Raw genomic sequence first — 16,772 nt, forward strand, 5'->3', positions numbered from 1 at the left:
TAGCTATTTTGAAAATCTGTTATATATTATATAATTTACATTATTCAGAATAAAGATGAGAGCAGGGGAGCTTATGGAAAAAGCAGTTGATGCTTTAATGACGGAAGAAATCCTCCATCATTTCTTAAGTATCTTTTCTTTGAATACAGTGAATTATAAAAAGCTGGGTGACTTTGAAAACTATGTCTATCAAGCTTCAAAAGATGGGGAAGAGCTTATTTTGAGAATTACCCATTCGACACATCGCAAGCTGGAGGAGCTTTTTTCAGAAGTTGACTGGATGAGTTATTTAAGAAAAGAAGGTGTGAAGGTTCCAAAGGTTGTTCCTTCAAAAAGTGGGAATATGGTTGAATCCTTGGAAGCTGGTGATGGATCTGTCTTTTATGCTGGCCTGTTTTCAAAAGCAGAGGGAAAACCAATCAGTGTTCGTGCACCGGAATTCAATAAGGAGTTATTTCATGCGTGGGGAAGAGCAGTGGGGAAAATGCATGCAGCCACAAAGTCCTATGTTCCTTCTGCTGACATTGTCCCGCGCATGCAATGGGATGAAGAAGAACTGCTGACAGTTGAAAAATATATACCCGAAGAAGATCAATTAATCGTTAAGAATACTAAGGATTTATTGAATCAGCTTCAACATTTGCCAAAGCATAAAAATAATTATGGCCTTATTCATACGGATATTCATTCCGGAAACTTTTTCTATGACGGAAAAGATATACATGTATTTGATTTTGATGACTGCTGTTATCATTGGTTTGCATCTGATATCGCCATTCCACTGTATTATTCACTTTTATATAAGTTCAAAGAGGCGGATCCGGCAGAAGTAAATATCTTTGGCAAGATATTCCTCAACTCCTTTTTGGATGGCTATCGGCTGGAAAATGAAATCCCCGGTGACTTGGAAAAACAGCTGCCTTTATTCCTGAGGCTTAGGGATATCACATTGTATTCCGTTCTCCATAAAAAAATCGCACCTGAGAACAGGGATCCTCAGCTATTAGTAATGATGAAGGCGATAAAGGATCGAATCGAGAGAAACGCTCCAATGTATTTATGCTAAAAAGGAAGGTGCCTGGAATCATGCACCTTCCCTTTTTATGGGTTTTTGACCGGCAGAAAAATATCTACATGAGTACCCTTCGTTTCTTCGCTTGTAATAAATATTTCACCGCCGAAAGAATGCACAATGCGCCTGCAGACCACAAGACCAAGACCTGTACCCATTTCCTTCGAAGTGTAAAATGGATGAAATATTTTTTCTATTTCACCTTCTGGAATACCGGAGCCTGTATCTGCGATTTTTAGCTGACACCTGGATTGCATTTTATTCAGCTTTATTGTAAGCTTTCCGCCGCCCTCCATTGATTCAAAAGCATTTTTCGTCAAATTCAGGATAACCTGTTTCATCTGATCTTTCGTACAATCGACCACGACGGGTTCATCTGAAAAAACAGATTCAAAAGTGACATTGTGTAAATTAGCTTCAGAGAGTATTAAAGGTTCTAGTTCCTTTATAATACTTCTCAAATCCATTGCTTCTGTTTTTTGAGCAGTAGGTTTACCCAGAATTAAAAATTCACTGACAATCTCATTAATTCTGCTTATCTCATCATTTATGACCGAAAAATAATACTGGTCGTGTGTGTTCGTATATTTTTCACTCAAAAGCTGAATAAGGCCTTTTATTCCTGTCAAAGGGTTTCTGATTTCATGGGCTGTGCTGGCAGCCAGAGTACCTACCAATTCCAGCTTTTGCAGTTCATTTTCCTTTTTTTCCTTTTCAGTCTGTTTTTTAAGCCTTAAATATTTTATGAAGAGAAAAAGAATATGGATTATTATTATTAATACAAGGATTGACCGGAAAGCATCCTTAATAATTTTCAGCATGTCTCTTGGCGGAAATTCCACTTTTACACTCCAGGGCAGCCTGTCAATCGGGATTGTAATGCTATTTTGACTTGAAAAGGATGAGTCTCCATTCATATTGATGTCCATAATCGTTTTCCTTTTAGAATTAAGAACGGAAAGCCGTGCATCAGGAGTAAGAAGCCTCATAATATTTTGTACGTAATCCACCCTCATATGTGCCACAATAATAGAGATTACATTTCCATCGTCATTCAATACCGGCTTACCTATCCCAACGACTGTTTGCCCATTTGTCAATGTTTCAGGAGTATTGGAAATAACAATATCTTTCGTGAGCAAAACCTCTTTTAGATATTTCTTCTCAGATAAATCGGAGTTCGCTAAAAATTGATTTGATCCTGTGAGAACCATTCCGCTGGGATCAAGAAGGTAAATTCCTCCATAACGGGGATCCATTTGATTGGCTTTTTGGAGCAGAGGCTCAAGCTTATCAGAAGGCGTGTCCGCACTTCCCGCAGTCAGTGAAAGCATCTCAAGTGTGGTCACAGTTTCAGAAATAAACTGGTCCCAGCTTCTTTGATGTATGGAGCCAATCCATTTTGCTTCTTCCAGTCTTTCCATATCGTTTTGTTTAACAGAATCCATAAACAAAAGGATGCTGCCGGCTAAAGTGGGAATAATTACTGCGAATAAATAAAGCAGGAAATTTCTGTTTCGATTATTCATGAGGTTAACTCCAGATTAATTAGGTTAATTTGTCCTTAGCTAACTGACATTATCAATATTATACCATTTTGTGTTAAAAGAGGTTTATTTCTTTCAAAGGAATGTTATTTTATATGTAAGGAGGGGTTTGATGAAATCGGAAGCTTTACTCACCATTTTAGCTACTAGTGATGTCCATGGTCATGTTTATCCATATTTTTATGGAACGGATGAAAACGCTGAGCATGGTCTGGGCAAACTTGCAGCGTTAATAAAAAGAGAAAAGGAACAATCTGAGATCTCCATTCTTATTGATAATGGTGATTTGATCCAGGGAACTCCTCTGACTTATTATTATTCCAGATTCCTGAAAAACCAAAAAAATCCCATGATACAAATATTAAATATGCTTGAATATGATGCAGCTGTCATCGGGAATCACGAATTTAACTATGGAAAGAACACTCTTGCAAGAGCGGTAAGTGAATCCAATTTCCCTTGGCTTTCAGCTAATATCTTATTCAATTCAACAAAGGAAACTTATTTCGGGCTTCCTTATAAGATAAAAACCTTTGCAAATGGTTTGAAAACAGCGGTAATAGGTGTCACAACCCAGTATATTCCAAATTGGGAGAAAAAGCAGCATATTGAGCAGCTTTCATTCGAATCTGCGGTAGTTAGCTTGAAAAGGTGGGTTTCCTATATTCAGGAGGAAGAAAAGCCGGACTTGATTATCGTCTCTTATCATGGGGGCTTTGAAAAGGATATCAGAACAGGTGAACTGACTGAAGAACAAACAGGAGAAAATGAAGCCTACAGAATCTGCACAGATGTTCCAGGTATTGATGTTCTGATAACCGGGCATCAGCATCGTTTTATTGAAGGGGAACAAGTGAATGGTGTATCTATTGTCCAGCCGGGATTTAATGGCCAGGCGCTTGCAAAGGTAACAGTAAAATTCAGAAAAAAACACAATGATTGGCTGATTGATGAAAAACACTCTGCCTTAATTTATCTCAATGGAATCATGCCTGATCATGAGGTCCTTCAGCTTGCCGGGTATTATGAATCGAAAACCCAGAATTGGCTTGATATGGTAATAGGTGAGATCGAAGGAGACATGGTGATTGAAGATATTTTAGAAGCCCGCCTCAAGGAGCATCCGCTGATTGAATTCATTAATAAAGTGCAGATGGAAGCAGCTGGTGCTGATATTTCCTGTACTGCGCTGTTTCATGAGGGAGCACCGGGTTTCAAATCTAAAGTAACGATGAGAGAAATAGTTTCTAATTATATTTATCCGAATTCGCTATGTGTCCTGAGAATTTCCGGAAAGGACATTAAGGATGCTTTAGAGCGGTCAGCATCTTATTTTGAATTGAGCAGTGACGGGGAAATTATAGTGAATCCTGAATTTTCATATCCAAAGCCACAGCATTATAATTACGATATGTGGGAAGGAATTGAATATAAAATCGATGTTTCCCGCCAAAAGGGCAGCCGGATTACAAAGCTTCTTTATAAGGGACATCCTATCAGGGAGGATGGCGAGTACCGCGCAGTAATGAACAATTACCGGGCTGCAGGCGGCGGAGGATATTATATGTTCAAGGACAAACCGATGGAAAAAGAGATATTAACCGATATGACTGAATTGATTGCCGACTATTTTTCTGAAAAGGGAAAGATAATCCCGACTCTGAACTGCAATTGGGAGGTTGTAGCCGGCAAATGATTCTAATCTGTTAAATTGACAGCTTTCTTCCCGTTTTCTATAATGATTGAGAATTGATTGATGTAAACGCTACTCATTAAAAGGTAAAGGGATTGGATAAAATGGGGTCTGAACAAATTGACCAATCGTTGAAATTGTTTATTGTCCTGTCCAGGGCATACCGGGCTATTAATGAAAATGTAAATAAACGAATACAAACTTACGGAGTAAATCCAACTGAATTTGCAGTTTTGGAGCTGCTGTACCATAAAGGTGACCAGCCTCTGCAGCAAATCGGCGGGAAAATACTATTGGCAAGCGGAAGCATCACATATGTAGTGGACAAGCTGGAGCAGAAAGGCCTGTTAAAAAGGGTCGCATGCCCTACTGACAGAAGAGTAACCTTTGCGCAAATAACAGATGAGGGAAAAGTATTTATCGAAAATATTTTTCCTGACCATGAAAAACATATACATTCACTTATGAACGAGCTGACTTCAGAAGAAAAAGGTACAGCCATTGAGCTATTAAAGAAGCTGGGACTGTCAATCTCCCATGACAAAAATGGGGGAAATTAATCAGGCTGAATTCATAGACAAAAATACAGCAATCTTAGAAAAAAGAGCCATTAATTAAAACAGCCTTGACCGGCTGTTTTTTTTATTTTGTGCCCGATAAGATATGTTTAGGGGAGGAATCATCTAAATATTGTCGAATTAGTTTAGTGGTTTGTTTATAAATCGATATACATATACACGAGGGGGCAGTAATGTGAGATTTGAAGACTATACATATGTTCGTCCGGATCTTGAGAAAATAAAGGGGCAATTTGAAGCAGCGCTTCAAAAGTTCGAAGATGCAGCTTCTGCAGAACAGCAAAATCAGGCTATGAAAGAAATTAATGATATTCGCAATGATGTCGGTACCATGTTCAACCTATGCTATATCAGACATTCAGTAGATACGAATGATGAATATTACAAAGCAGAGCAGGATTATATGGATGAGATTCAGCCTGAAGTAGAAGGGTTTGTTACAAAGTATTATCAGGCTTTGGTTAATTCCAGGTTCAGGGCAGAGCTTGAAGAACGCTGGGGAAATCAGCTGTTTGCGCTTGCAGAAGCACAATTGAAAGTGTTCTCGCCAGAGATTGTTCCGCTTTTGCAAAAAGAAAATAAGCTTTCTTCAGAATATACGAAATTAATTGCTTCAGCCAAGATTGATTTTGAAGGTGAAGAACGCACCCTTGCCCAATTGGAGCCATTTACTCAATCTACAGATCGTGAAATGCGCAAAAAAGCAAGTGAGGCCCGCTTTGGTTTTCTGGCTGAAAATGAAAATGAACTGGACCGTATATATGATGAGCTTGTCAGGGTTAGAACAGAGATCGCCCATAAGCTTGGGTACAAGAATTTTGTTGAACTGGCGTACTTCCGCATGTACCGGACAGATTATAACGCGGAAATGGTTGCAAACTTCCGTAAGCAGGTGAAGGATTTCATCGTTCCGATCGCCACAAGGCTTAAGGAAAGGCAAAGAGAGCGAATTGGCGTTGATAAGCTGAAATTTTACGATGAAGGATTTGAATTTAAAACGGGTAATGCCGTACCAAAAGGTGACCCTCACTGGATAATTAAAAACGGACAAAAAATGTATGATGAGTTATCCGGGAAAACAAGCGAATTTTTCTCATACATGAGAGAAAATAATCTTATGGACCTGGTAGCCAAAAAGGGAAAAGCAGGGGGCGGCTATTGCACTTACATTGAAAACTATAAATCCCCATTCATTTTCTCTAATTTCAATGGGACCTCAGGAGATATTGATGTTCTTACCCATGAAGCAGGCCATGCATTCCAGGTCTATTCAAGCAGTCATTTTGAAATACCTGAATATAACTGGCCAACCTATGAAGCAGCTGAAATTCACTCCATGAGCATGGAATTTTTCACATGGCCTTGGATGGAAGGTTTCTTTAGAGAGGATACGGAGAAATACAAGTTTTCACACTTGAGCGGAGGACTCCTCTTCCTGCCTTATGGCGTATCAGTTGATGAATTCCAGCATTGGGTATATGAAAACCCGGAAGCAACACCGCAGGAAAGAAAACAGGCATGGAGAGAGATTGAGAAGAAATACTTGCCGCATAAAGATTATGATGGCAACGAGTATTTAGAGAACGGCGGATTCTGGCAGCGGCAGGGCCATATCTACAATTCTCCATTCTATTATATTGATTATACATTGGCCCAAATCTGTGCATTCCAGTTTTGGAAAAGGTCCAGGGAGAACCAGGAAGAGGCTTGGAAAGATTATTTAAAACTATGCCAGCTTGGAGGCAGCAAGCCTTTCACTGGACTTGTTAAAGAAGCTGGATTGATTTCTCCTTTTGAAGAGGGGTGTGTCGAGTCAGTTATCGGGGAAATTGAAAATTGGCTGAATTCAGTGAATGATAAAGGTTTATAAAATAAAAAAGAGAGCCGGTTATGAATTCCGGCTCTTATCCATCTTATTGCTGCATTGGTTTAATGACAATGAAGTCGTTTTCCAGCTCGGCCTGTAAATGGTTATTACCGCCATGGTCAATGATGAAATCTGCAATTTTGTCTTCAAGCTCATCCTGGATAATTCTTCTTAATGGCCTTGCGCCAAAAGCAGGGTGGTATCCGTCTTCTGCTAATTTCTCCTTAACTTCCTGGGTGACAGTCAATTCAAGCTCCTGATCATTTAATGTTTCCTGCAGCTCATTGAGCATTATGTCGACAATTCTCAATAAGTGCTCTTTTTTCAATGCTTTAAATTCGATAATGCCATCAAAACGGTTCAGGAATTCCGGCTTAAAGAAGGTTCCGAGCGAGTCCAGAATATTTGAGTCTTTGACGGCATCAGCTGCACCAAATCCTACATGGACTTCTTTTTGCCCGACTCCTGCGTTGCTTGTCATGATAATGACTGTATCTTTAAAGCTGACAGTGCGGCCCTGGCTATCTGTAAGGCGTCCATCTTCCAGTATTTGAAGGAACATGTGCTGTACATCCGGATGTGCTTTTTCTATCTCATCAAGCAGGATAATGCTGTACGGATTTCTGCGCACCTTTTCAGTAAGTTGTCCTGCTTCTTCATGACCTACATATCCAGGAGGGGAACCGATAATTTTAGACACACTGTGCTTTTCCATATATTCACTCATATCAAGCCTGATCATGCTGTCTTTTGAGCCGAACAGCTCCTCTGCAAGTGTTTTTGTTAATTCAGTCTTCCCGACACCTGTTGGCCCGACAAATAGGAAAGATCCAATTGGGCGGTGCTTGGATTTAAGTCCTGCACGGCTCCTGCGGATTGCCTTTGCAACTTTTTGTACGGCTTCCCGCTGTCCAATTACTTTTTGTGCGAGATTTTCCTCAAGGTTTTGCATTTTTTCCTGTTCATTTTCAGCTAATTTGCCGACAGGAATCCCTGTTTTCTTCTCAATAATCTCCTGAATAAGACTTGTTTCGATAACCGGCCTTTCAGCCTTATTTTCTCCGTTTAATGCCTGCTGGAGTTTTATTTCCTCTTCACGGAGTTTTGCAGCCTCTTCATATTTTTCTTCTTTTAAGACATCTTCTTTCTGCCTGCTGATTTCTTTCAGCTTTTTTTCAATATCTTCTGCCGGTATATATCCTGACTGAAGGTTCATTTTCGAACCTGCTTCATCCATTAGATCAATGGCTTTGTCAGGAAGGAACCTGTCCTGAATATATCGGCTTGACAGCTGTACACACGCTCTTATGGCATCTTCTGTGAAAGAAACATCATGATAATCTTCATATTTTTGTTTCAGGCCCATTAAGATGTCAAATGCCTCATCCGCAGTCGGCTCATTTACTTGTACAGGCTGGAATCTGCGTTCGAGAGCCGGATCCTTTTCAATCTGGCGATATTCTTTCAAAGTAGTGGCTCCGACTAGTTGCAGCTCACCCCGTGCAAGGGCAGGCTTTAGTATATTGCCGGCATCCATCGACCCTTCAGCTGATCCTGCTCCGACAAGTAAATGGATTTCATCTATAAATAGAATAATATTCTTCCTAGTTTGAAGCTCTGAAATCAGCTGCTTCATGCGTTCCTCGAATTGGCCGCGAATGCCGGTATTGGCAACCAGGGATGCCACATCAAGCAAATAGACTTCTTTATTTAGAAGTTTCTTTGGGGCCCGTCCCTCGGCAATATTAATCGCCAGCCCTTCAGCAATAGCAGTTTTGCCTACTCCCGGCTCGCCTATTAAGACCGGATTATTTTTGCTTCTTCTATTTAATATTTCAGTCACACGATTTATTTCTTCGTCCCGTCCGATGACCGGATCAATTAAACCAGCTTTTGCAAGCTGTGTAAGATTTCGTCCAAATTGATCGATAAAACCGCCGTTGTCCTGATTGTGTCCCGGCGCTTCTTTTAAAGGCTGGTAGTTTTCATTTCCTTGAGAGGATGCCATCTTTTTAAAGAAATCCTCTAAAGGCATTTGGCCAAAACCTGAAAAGCCGCTCAAAGCAGGTCCAAAGGAAGTAAGGCTTTTTTGCTTTTCAGTTTGATAACAGCTATGGCAAAGGTTAAGGTTTCGTTCATTTCCATTCACATTCAGTCTTAATTGTACATTTGCTTCTTTTAATTGACATTTTTGACAAAGCATTCTGCATACCTCCATTAAAAAAAATGGTCTGACTTTGACTATATTTGACCTTATATCAATATTATAATTTGACCTTCTTTGACTTTCAAGTGATTTGTTTATGGAATTTCTACCCAATCTGAAGTTTATCTTTAAAGCAAAAAAGCTCGTCTTTGTTTGTACCAGCCTACATATATTGGAAAGGAAGGAGGAGATTAAGTGAAGACGAATTGGGGGGCAGCTTTCCAGATCGCTGCCGTTTATGTGGGAACCGTGGTGGGAGCGGGCTTTGCCACTGGCAGGGAGATTGTAGAGTTTTTTTCCCGATTTGGTTTTATCGGTTTAATTGGGATACTGATGAGCGGTTATATATTTATTTTTCTCGGTTCCAAATTAATGAGAATCTCTGCACAGATAAAGGCAGCATCCTACCAGGAATTAAATGAATATTTATTTGGAAGATTTTTTGGTTCTGCCATTAATATATTAATGCTGTTTATGCTGCTTGGCGTATGTGCAGTTATGCTGTCAGGTGCAGGAGCAGTGTTTGAGGAACAGATTGGCATCAGCAAGACTGCAGGATTGCTCGTAACGATAGGGTTAACGATTATTACAATGATAGTGGGTATTCGCGGATTATTTGCTGTTAATACCTTTGTTGTTCCGATGATGATTGCATTTAGCTTTATTTTATTGTTTATAAGCATGAAGCTTCCTAATTTTGCAGAACAAGTTCTATTTATTCCATATGCTGAAGATGGATGGAAGGCGGTTGTGGCACCGTTTTCTTATACTGCTCTGAATTTAACATTGGCGCAGGCAGTCTTGGTGCCTGTGGCTTCTGAAATAAATGATGACCGGACAATCAAATGGGGCGGATACCTTGGTGGAGCCGCATTGACACTCATTTTGCTTTCCAGCCATTTAACACTTATGATGCTGCCGAATCTGGAAGCATATGATATCCCGATGGCCGCCATTGTAAAGACATTGGCATCATCGTTTTATTGGATTTTTGTGTTTGTCATCTATGGAGAGATTTTCACATCTGTTATTGGGAATGTGTTTGGCATTGAGAGACAGGTGAAAAAACACTTTTCCGTGCCGAGTATTTTAATTGTGGGCTTTATCTTTGTAGTTTGTTACTTTATCAGTTTAATCAATTATGGAACATTGCTATCTTATTTATATCCGATTTTTGGATATGTAAGTTTGACCTTTATTATTCTTTTGTGGATGAAGCCGTTTGAGGATGGAAGTAAGGGGAAGAAAGTGTGATAAAACCAGAAAAGAGATCCGTTTTATATGGATCTCTTTCAAACTCCTGTTATTCTTGGGTATTCTCTTTCATAATGGTTTTCGCCATCTGAAGGAAAGGATCTTCATGGTCAGCGTCTTCTTTATTGAAAAGGGTTAGCTTCAGTGAAAGATTGTCATTTTTCACAAGGTAGGCTGAAACCTTCTCCCCATTTCCTTCTGCTCTCATTACAGCAGCATCTTTGTAAAAATCATCTGAAGGAGCTTTTGATGTCTGCACGTTTTCGCTGACAGCTTCAAGCTGTGCTTTAGTGTTTTCTTCAATCATGTCCCAATCTGCATCATCCGGAAGAAGTTCAATCCGCATGAATACCTGATCATTTTCCGTGAGATATAGTACATCCTTATTTGGTTCCTCTGCAGTTAGCTCATATGCCGGCAGAACGTACATCGAATAATTTTGATTATCACTATGTTTCAGGAAGGCAGTGTCTTCCTTCATTTCACCCTTAACTGAATAAGTCATATTCTGCTCAAGGATTCTTATTTCACTGTTTCCTTCACCATCAGTGCTATCTTCGGATTCTTCTTCTTCTTCACTTTGTTCTTGTCCACCCTGTTCTTCCGAAGCTGTTTCTTCTTCATTTTGCCCAGGTTCTGCACCATTGCCAGGATCATCCTGAGCTGTGCCGCATCCTGCCAGGACAGCAGCTATAACTCCAATCATTAACATAAATTTCGCCAAATTTTTCATTATTGTTCCATCCTCCCGTTGTCTGCCAGCGCTTTTGCATAATTAGACGTAATTGATATAAAAGGGTTACATATAAATTCCTATTAATTTGTACATTACCATTTATGTAAAACATCGACAAGACACAACAAAAACTTAAAAAGACAATCCATGAAGAATTGTCTAATCACCACTGCAGTCTATGGAAGTACATCTAATTAAATGGGAGCAAAACGAATAATAACAAGTCAAAAATCAGATGGGATACGATTACTAAGGGAATGCTTCTTTTCCAGGCATATAGCCATCCCCAGAAGAGACCTGCGATTAATGCTGCAAAAGCGAGCATCCAGTATCCTGAATAAAAATGGACAAAAGTATAGAGGAGAGACGATATAATGATGCTTACCTTAACTGACGTATGTTTCATTAATCTTTTTTGAACGAACCCTCTCCAAAACACCTCTTCACCTGGAACTATAATTAAAATCAGCACAATATAGTGCCAGACAAACGTAGGGGAAAATCGCCCGTATAATTGTTCAACCTGATTAACAAATGGGAGGTTGAGTAAATCAAATAAACTGTATCCAGTCCAAAATAGTCCGTACAACAGAAAACCTGAAAGGGTTCCGAAAGAAATGTATGTTCCAAAAGAAGCCTTGTCTTCCACTTCCTCCATTATGATGGAGTAGCTGATTAGAAGCAGTAGAGAGGCAGAAAAGATGTACCAAAAAATTACTTTATCCTGAAATGTAAAATACATAAGCAGATGAGCGAGTACCAGCCCGCCAATAAAACGGACATCTGCAGCAATATTTTTCAATTTATTTAACTCCTTTCAAGCAAAAAAATAACCAAACACTATTCTAACAAAAAACAAACATAAAAAGTAAGGAAAAGATTTCTTTTGAAACGCTAATATAAAGTGAAACTTCAATCAGTGGGTAGTGCTTTTCTCCCCGCTGATTGTTAGTCCAGTTCTAGTGTCGCTAAGATCTCCGCTAGCGCTTCGGCAAGTTTCACTGTATCTCACCAACCGGGCCTTTACGGGCAGTCTGACTCCCACTTATCCTCCTTTAATTCCTCTGAGTCTTGAAGTGGGGTCTTACTGCCAGTTAGACTGCGATAAAATCATACAAAAATGCTAATCATAATCCCATATGAAGGGAGGTTGAGATAATGACGAAATCAAAAAGAGAAAAAGAGCGAGCCTGGACAGTTAGAAAGCAGGATCAGCATCCTCATGGAAAAGTAAAATCCTTAAAAGAGCTGTCAGCGGAGAAAGAATAAAATTACGGCCCCCTAAACAGGGGGCCATAACTGTGGAGGTTAATAGCGTGTCACTATAAGAGGCCGGTGGTTCAGATCAGACAAAAGGCAAAAACAAAAAGCAGCAAAGAGAGCTGCTTTTCAAAAATGACGAAAGAATACGCTTTCAATTTTTCTTCTTTTATACTGCTGATTCTCTGACAACCTTATAATTCTTATGATTGACAACTGTTCTCTGATCTAATTCGAGATCACGGTAGTTATCCATGTACGTTAAATCTACAATAACAGAATTCTCATTTACTTTTTCTACAATTCCCTGTAGTCCATTACGAAACTCAATAATATTGCCAACCTCTGCTTTCTTCAAAAAGCATCTCTCCTTTTGTCCATTTCTTTCGCTGGTAGTAACAGTTTGCACTATATTTTGAAATGCGTAAAGAATTTTGCAATTTACTGTTGCTAAGGTAATCATTACATCCGCTAGGTTGGTAATATTATACCAGAAAAAGTACTTTTGTACATTAGAAAATATTTAATATTCAGAAAAAAAGAACGATGTGCAAAAATAATATTTGGTGCTTCAAAATTGGGAGCACTTTATTTATGATTAAGAAAGAATGAAGTAAAAGGAGTTCTGGCTAATGAATCATGAACAAATTCAGGAAGTGCTCGAACAATTAAAAAATGGAATCATATCTGAATATCATGTATCAAAAGAAGACTTTCTTCCTTTTCGCAGTGTCATCGTAAAGAGGGAGGACTTCAAGCATTTTCGCGGAATCGCCCAGAGAGGCGGACATGTTCTTTATCAATACTTAGATTCACCCCGAAGCTAATAAAGGAATGAAGCTGAAAAAATAGCACATTGCAAAGACACCTGATCATAACAGGTGTCTTTGCTTTCTCCATCCCATTTAATTGAATAGAAGGCAAAGAAAAATGGGTATATAAGCAATATGACAATTTTGAAAGGATGAGCAAGTATGAAGGATTTTAAAGGAAAAACAGTCATTGTTACAGGAGGAGCCAGCGGAATAGGCAAGAGTATTGCCGAGTCATTCGCAAGGAAAGAGGCCAATGTTGTTATTGCCGATATTAATGAGACGAAGGGAAAACAATTAGAAGAACATTTGAAGCAAACGGGCCTGAACAGTCTGTTCATTAGAACAGATGTTAAGAATGAAACTGAAATTAAGGAACTGATCACAAAATCACTTGGGTCATTTGGTGCCATAGATATTCTGATAAATAATGCAGGCATTTCAAAGTTTCATTCATTTTTTGATTTGAGTGTGGATATGTGGGATGAAGTGATCAATACGAATCTCCGGAGTGTGTTCCTGTGCAGCAGGGAGGCTGCCAAATTGATGAAACAAGGTTCCTGTATTATCAATCTTTCTTCTACGAGAGCAGTAATGTCGGAAAGCGGAACAGAGGCTTACTCAGCATCCAAAGGGGGAATTGCGGCAATTACTCACGCCATGGCCAGTACACTCGCTGAAAAGGGAATCAGGGTTAATAGCATAAGCCCAGGCTGGATAGAAACAGGCGATTATGAAAGTCTTAGGGAAATTGACCATAGACAGCATTTCTCTAACAGAGTTGGCAAGCCCGGCGACATTGCGAGGACCTGCCTATTTTTAGCCCATCCGGAAAATGACTTTATAACAGGTGAAAATATAACAGTAGATGGAGGTATGACAAGGAAAATGATTTATGAAGAATAATAAGTCTCTATTTTCTTAACAAAATAATATTAAACACAAAAACAGCAACTATGAAAATAAGGCATAGCAGGATGTTAATCACCATTCTCTCCTCCTGTCTTAAAGACAGTGTAAAACAGCCCTGTTAAATAGAAATAAACCCTTTGTAAATTTACTGTGAAAGGATGATAAATAAGTTAGAAACATGATCAAGTCCCTTGTTCTAAATGGTTCTATAGGCTCATATTTTATTAATGCTTTAGAATGATTTAAGGGAGGGGTTCAATGGGCATTACTATGATTAAGATTTCTTCCGTATACTTTGCTGTGGGCATTCTGCTGGGGTATTATATGTCGAGTACTCATTCTTATCTATTAGGGCCTGTTCATGTCCACATTAATTTACTAGGATGGACATCCTTGACCCTGGCAGGAATTTTATATTACCTGTTTCCTGCTCTTTCAGAAGGGAAAGCCGGGAAATGGCATTTTTGGCTTCATAATATCGGCCTGCCAATCATGATGCTTTCACTGTCACTAGTCTTGGTTACAGAGAATAATGCTTTTCTTCCCGGTACTGCTGTTGGAGCCACTATTACGGCTGCCGGCATCTTAATTTTCGTGTGGAACATACTGAAAAACTTAAAGGCACAATAGCCACTGTATTCAACGCATGGATTTTTTATCTGTGCGTTTTTATTTTTGGGCTGTTTTCGCAAGGTTTGTTGCTTTTTGTATATGATTTACTGAGTTGATTGTAGCGGAAGGTGCGAGACTCCAGCGGGAGTAGCAGGACAGGTGAGATCCCGCTTTCCGCGGAGCGTCGAGGAGGCTTACCGCCTGCCCCGCGGAAAGCGAGCAGCCTGGAGCGAAAATCAACGGACAACATTGTTAGGGGAAAACAACAATTTATACGAAATGAGCCTATTTTTAAATAGATACTATTTTTAAAACCATGACAAGCTTTTGTGATTAAGGGGATAAGCTAGAGGGTATACGGAAAATGAAAAAGGAGCTGCATATGACAACAGATTTGCTATTCACCATTAGAGAATTAAGAGTTAATAACATTTTAAATGTGAATCATCTTGACATAAAAAAAGATAAAGTAACCTGCATCACCGGAGAGAGCGGTGCTGGAAAATCAACTCTTATGAAAACCCTGAACAAAATGATTACCCCTGATTCAGGTGAAATTTTTTATAAAGGCACTCCGCTAAAAGAGATCGATTCTGTCCAGCACAGGAGAAAAGTAATCATGCTTTCGCAGGTTCCATTAATTTTTCCGGGCACAATAAAGGATAACCTGATTATGGGTTATAAGCTTAACGGAATGAAACCGGGTGATGATGAAATACTTAAACAGGCTATACATAATATGCAGATGACTAAGGAGCTTCATGAAGATGCAGGAACTCTTTCAGGCGGGGAGAAACAGCGTTTGGCATTGGCAAGAATTCTGCTTCTTGAAGCAGATGTTTATCTGCTGGATGAGCCGACTTCTGCACTTGACGAAGACACTGAGATGATGGTTTTGGATCACTTTATCCGTGAAATCAAAAAGAAGCATGCTTCATTACTCATGATAACCCACTCCAATAAAGTCAATGAACAATTCGCAGAAGAAAGAATATATTTATCCCGGTCTTAACTGGGGGAGGTGGAGAATATACCTTAGGGGGAGTTTAATGGAAAACAGCTCAATTATTGATATTGAACTTTGGAGACTAATATCGGCTTACTTATTTGTGCTGCTTTTAATCTTTATCTTCAAAGTGAGAGGCATCGCACGTCAAAAAATGCTGGTAATGGCTGCTTTCAGAATGACACTTCAGCTTGTGATTGCAGGCTATGTATTAACCTATCTATTTGAACTTTCCAATCCGTATTTAACGTTAGGTGTGATTTTTATTATGGAAGGTTTTGCAATTTACACAATCTACAAACAGGCTGGAACCAGACTTTCAGTAAGCCTCAAAAAAACAATTGCGATTTCCATGATAACAGGTACAGTATTTTGTCTTATATTTTTTAATTTTGTGGTTATTCATTTTGAGCCCTGGTATGATCCCCGCTACTTTATTCCAATTGCAGGCATGATAATTGGCAACTCCATGACAGGCATCACGTTGAGTGTAAAGGTGCTTCTGAATTCCTTTACCTCCCAAAGAGATATGATCGAGGGTGCCCTAATGCTTGGTGCTGAACCAAAAGCAGCAGTTAAGCCATATGTTAATCATGCTTTTGATTCCGCTGTTATGCCGACTATAAACAATATGCTGGGAATGGGCATCATATTTTTGCCTGGGATGATGACAGGGCAGATTTTATCGGGAGTAAGTCCATTGCTTGCGATTGAATATCAGATTGTCATCCTGCTGGGGATTTTGGGTAGTGTAGGTTTATCTGTAATTATATTTATCCTTCTCGCCTATAAGAACTTTTTCAATCAGGATGCCCAATTTTCTCCCGAAGGAAAAAGCTAGTACTTAATTGGCTAAGCTAACAGCATTTCACTCTTATGGCCCGCATATAATTGAGAAATAATCAAAAAAGGCGGGATGAACAAATGAAACTTGAAATCGAAAAAGCATACAGAGTGAAAAGCTTATCTCAGGATATTCTTGAGCACCTAATGGAAGACAACACTAGTTATTATTCTGAAGACTTGAAACATGTCATAGAAATGCTGGCCAGATCAGTCGCGGATCTTGTTACATTGTATACCGACCGGGAAGGCGATCATGAAACCGCTCTAAAGGGGACTATTTCAAAAATGAGAATAGGCTATAACGTACTTCAATACAAAGAAACTTCAAAGCTGGTTAGAAAACAGGATAAGTATCATCCAATGCCATAGAT

General features: G+C 39.3%; 17 protein-coding genes. 12 read left to right on the forward strand and 5 right to left on the reverse strand.

What is annotated here, in order from left to right:
- The first annotated feature begins 73 nt into the window (after positions 1 to 73).
- Positions 74 to 1,066, forward strand: coding sequence for a phosphotransferase enzyme family protein (locus tag PBF_RS06260; RefSeq protein ID WP_035328481.1), 993 nt, complete (start codon positions 74 to 76; stop codon positions 1,064 to 1,066).
- 35 nt (positions 1,067 to 1,101) lie between these two features.
- Here PBF_RS06260 and PBF_RS06265 read toward each other — a convergent pair whose 3' ends face one another.
- On the reverse strand, positions 1,102 to 2,601 hold the full coding sequence (locus PBF_RS06265; protein ID WP_035328482.1) for a PAS domain-containing sensor histidine kinase: 1,500 nt from the start codon (positions 2,599 to 2,601) through the stop codon (positions 1,102 to 1,104).
- A gap of 130 nt (positions 2,602 to 2,731) precedes the next feature.
- Between PBF_RS06265 and PBF_RS06270 the strand changes: the two genes are divergently transcribed.
- The 3 genes from PBF_RS06270 (at position 2,732) to PBF_RS06280 (ending at position 6,760) form a co-directional block, all read left to right on the forward strand.
- A complete protein-coding gene (locus PBF_RS06270; RefSeq protein WP_035328485.1) occupies positions 2,732 to 4,315 on the forward strand; it encodes a bifunctional metallophosphatase/5'-nucleotidase in 1,584 nt (527 codons plus the stop codon).
- A gap of 101 nt (positions 4,316 to 4,416) precedes the next feature.
- Positions 4,417 to 4,872 (forward strand): MarR family winged helix-turn-helix transcriptional regulator, encoded by a 456-nt coding sequence (locus PBF_RS06275; RefSeq protein ID WP_035328488.1) that lies wholly within the window; start codon positions 4,417 to 4,419, stop codon positions 4,870 to 4,872.
- Between the two features lie 193 nt (positions 4,873 to 5,065).
- Positions 5,066 to 6,760, forward strand: coding sequence for a M3 family oligoendopeptidase (locus tag PBF_RS06280; protein ID WP_035328490.1), 1,695 nt, complete (start codon positions 5,066 to 5,068; stop codon positions 6,758 to 6,760).
- Between the two features lie 43 nt (positions 6,761 to 6,803).
- Here PBF_RS06280 and PBF_RS06285 read toward each other — a convergent pair whose 3' ends face one another.
- The gene (locus PBF_RS06285; RefSeq protein ID WP_035328492.1) at positions 6,804 to 8,960 is read right to left on the reverse strand and encodes an ATP-dependent Clp protease ATP-binding subunit; all 2,157 of its coding nucleotides are present in this window, start codon (positions 8,958 to 8,960) and stop codon (positions 6,804 to 6,806) included.
- A gap of 198 nt (positions 8,961 to 9,158) precedes the next feature.
- Between PBF_RS06285 and PBF_RS06290 the strand changes: the two genes are divergently transcribed.
- The gene (locus PBF_RS06290) at positions 9,159 to 10,217 is read left to right on the forward strand and encodes a YkvI family membrane protein (protein WP_035328494.1); all 1,059 of its coding nucleotides are present in this window, start codon (positions 9,159 to 9,161) and stop codon (positions 10,215 to 10,217) included.
- A 49-nt stretch (positions 10,218 to 10,266) separates the two neighbouring features.
- On the opposite strand, the gene PBF_RS06295 is transcribed toward PBF_RS06290, so the two are convergent.
- Entirely contained in the window at positions 10,267 to 10,950 is a 684-nt protein-coding gene (locus tag PBF_RS06295; protein ID WP_035328496.1) for a hypothetical protein, read from the reverse strand.
- Between the two features lie 193 nt (positions 10,951 to 11,143).
- Entirely contained in the window at positions 11,144 to 11,755 is a 612-nt protein-coding gene (locus PBF_RS06300; RefSeq protein WP_035328498.1) for a CPBP family intramembrane glutamic endopeptidase, read from the reverse strand.
- Positions 11,756 to 12,111: 356 nt separating this feature from the next.
- Here PBF_RS06300 and PBF_RS26725 point away from each other — a divergent pair, with 356 nt between their 5' ends.
- On the forward strand, positions 12,112 to 12,222 hold the full coding sequence (locus tag PBF_RS26725; RefSeq protein ID WP_235192210.1) for a DUF6254 family protein: 111 nt from the start codon (positions 12,112 to 12,114) through the stop codon (positions 12,220 to 12,222).
- A gap of 160 nt (positions 12,223 to 12,382) precedes the next feature.
- Here PBF_RS26725 and PBF_RS06305 read toward each other — a convergent pair whose 3' ends face one another.
- Positions 12,383 to 12,571, reverse strand: a complete 189-nt coding sequence (locus PBF_RS06305; protein ID WP_035328500.1) for a YkvS family protein — start codon at positions 12,569 to 12,571, stop codon at positions 12,383 to 12,385.
- Positions 12,572 to 12,845: 274 nt separating this feature from the next.
- On the opposite strand from PBF_RS06305, the gene PBF_RS06310 reads away from it, so the two are divergent.
- From PBF_RS06310 to PBF_RS06335, 6 genes are all read left to right on the forward strand, one after another.
- Positions 12,846 to 13,040, forward strand: a complete 195-nt coding sequence (locus tag PBF_RS06310) for a hypothetical protein (RefSeq protein ID WP_035328503.1) — start codon at positions 12,846 to 12,848, stop codon at positions 13,038 to 13,040.
- A gap of 147 nt (positions 13,041 to 13,187) precedes the next feature.
- The gene (locus PBF_RS06315) at positions 13,188 to 13,931 is read left to right on the forward strand and encodes an SDR family NAD(P)-dependent oxidoreductase (protein WP_035328504.1); all 744 of its coding nucleotides are present in this window, start codon (positions 13,188 to 13,190) and stop codon (positions 13,929 to 13,931) included.
- A gap of 264 nt (positions 13,932 to 14,195) precedes the next feature.
- Positions 14,196 to 14,567: a cbb3-type cytochrome c oxidase subunit I gene (locus PBF_RS06320; RefSeq protein ID WP_035328506.1), complete on the forward strand. Its 372-nt coding sequence runs from the start codon at positions 14,196 to 14,198 to the stop codon at positions 14,565 to 14,567.
- Positions 14,568 to 14,913: 346 nt separating this feature from the next.
- Entirely contained in the window at positions 14,914 to 15,561 is a 648-nt protein-coding gene (locus PBF_RS06325; protein ID WP_235192211.1) for an ABC transporter ATP-binding protein, read from the forward strand.
- Between the two features lie 37 nt (positions 15,562 to 15,598).
- Entirely contained in the window at positions 15,599 to 16,396 is a 798-nt protein-coding gene (locus tag PBF_RS06330; protein WP_035328508.1) for an ABC transporter permease, read from the forward strand.
- 83 nt (positions 16,397 to 16,479) lie between these two features.
- On the forward strand, positions 16,480 to 16,770 hold the full coding sequence (locus tag PBF_RS06335) for a hypothetical protein (RefSeq protein ID WP_035328510.1): 291 nt from the start codon (positions 16,480 to 16,482) through the stop codon (positions 16,768 to 16,770).
- Positions 16,771 to 16,772 lie beyond the last annotated feature (2 nt).

It is taken from the genome of Cytobacillus firmus DS1 (assembly GCF_000565285.1).
Taxonomy (GTDB): domain Bacteria; phylum Bacillota; class Bacilli; order Bacillales; family Cytobacillaceae; genus Cytobacillus; species Cytobacillus firmus_A.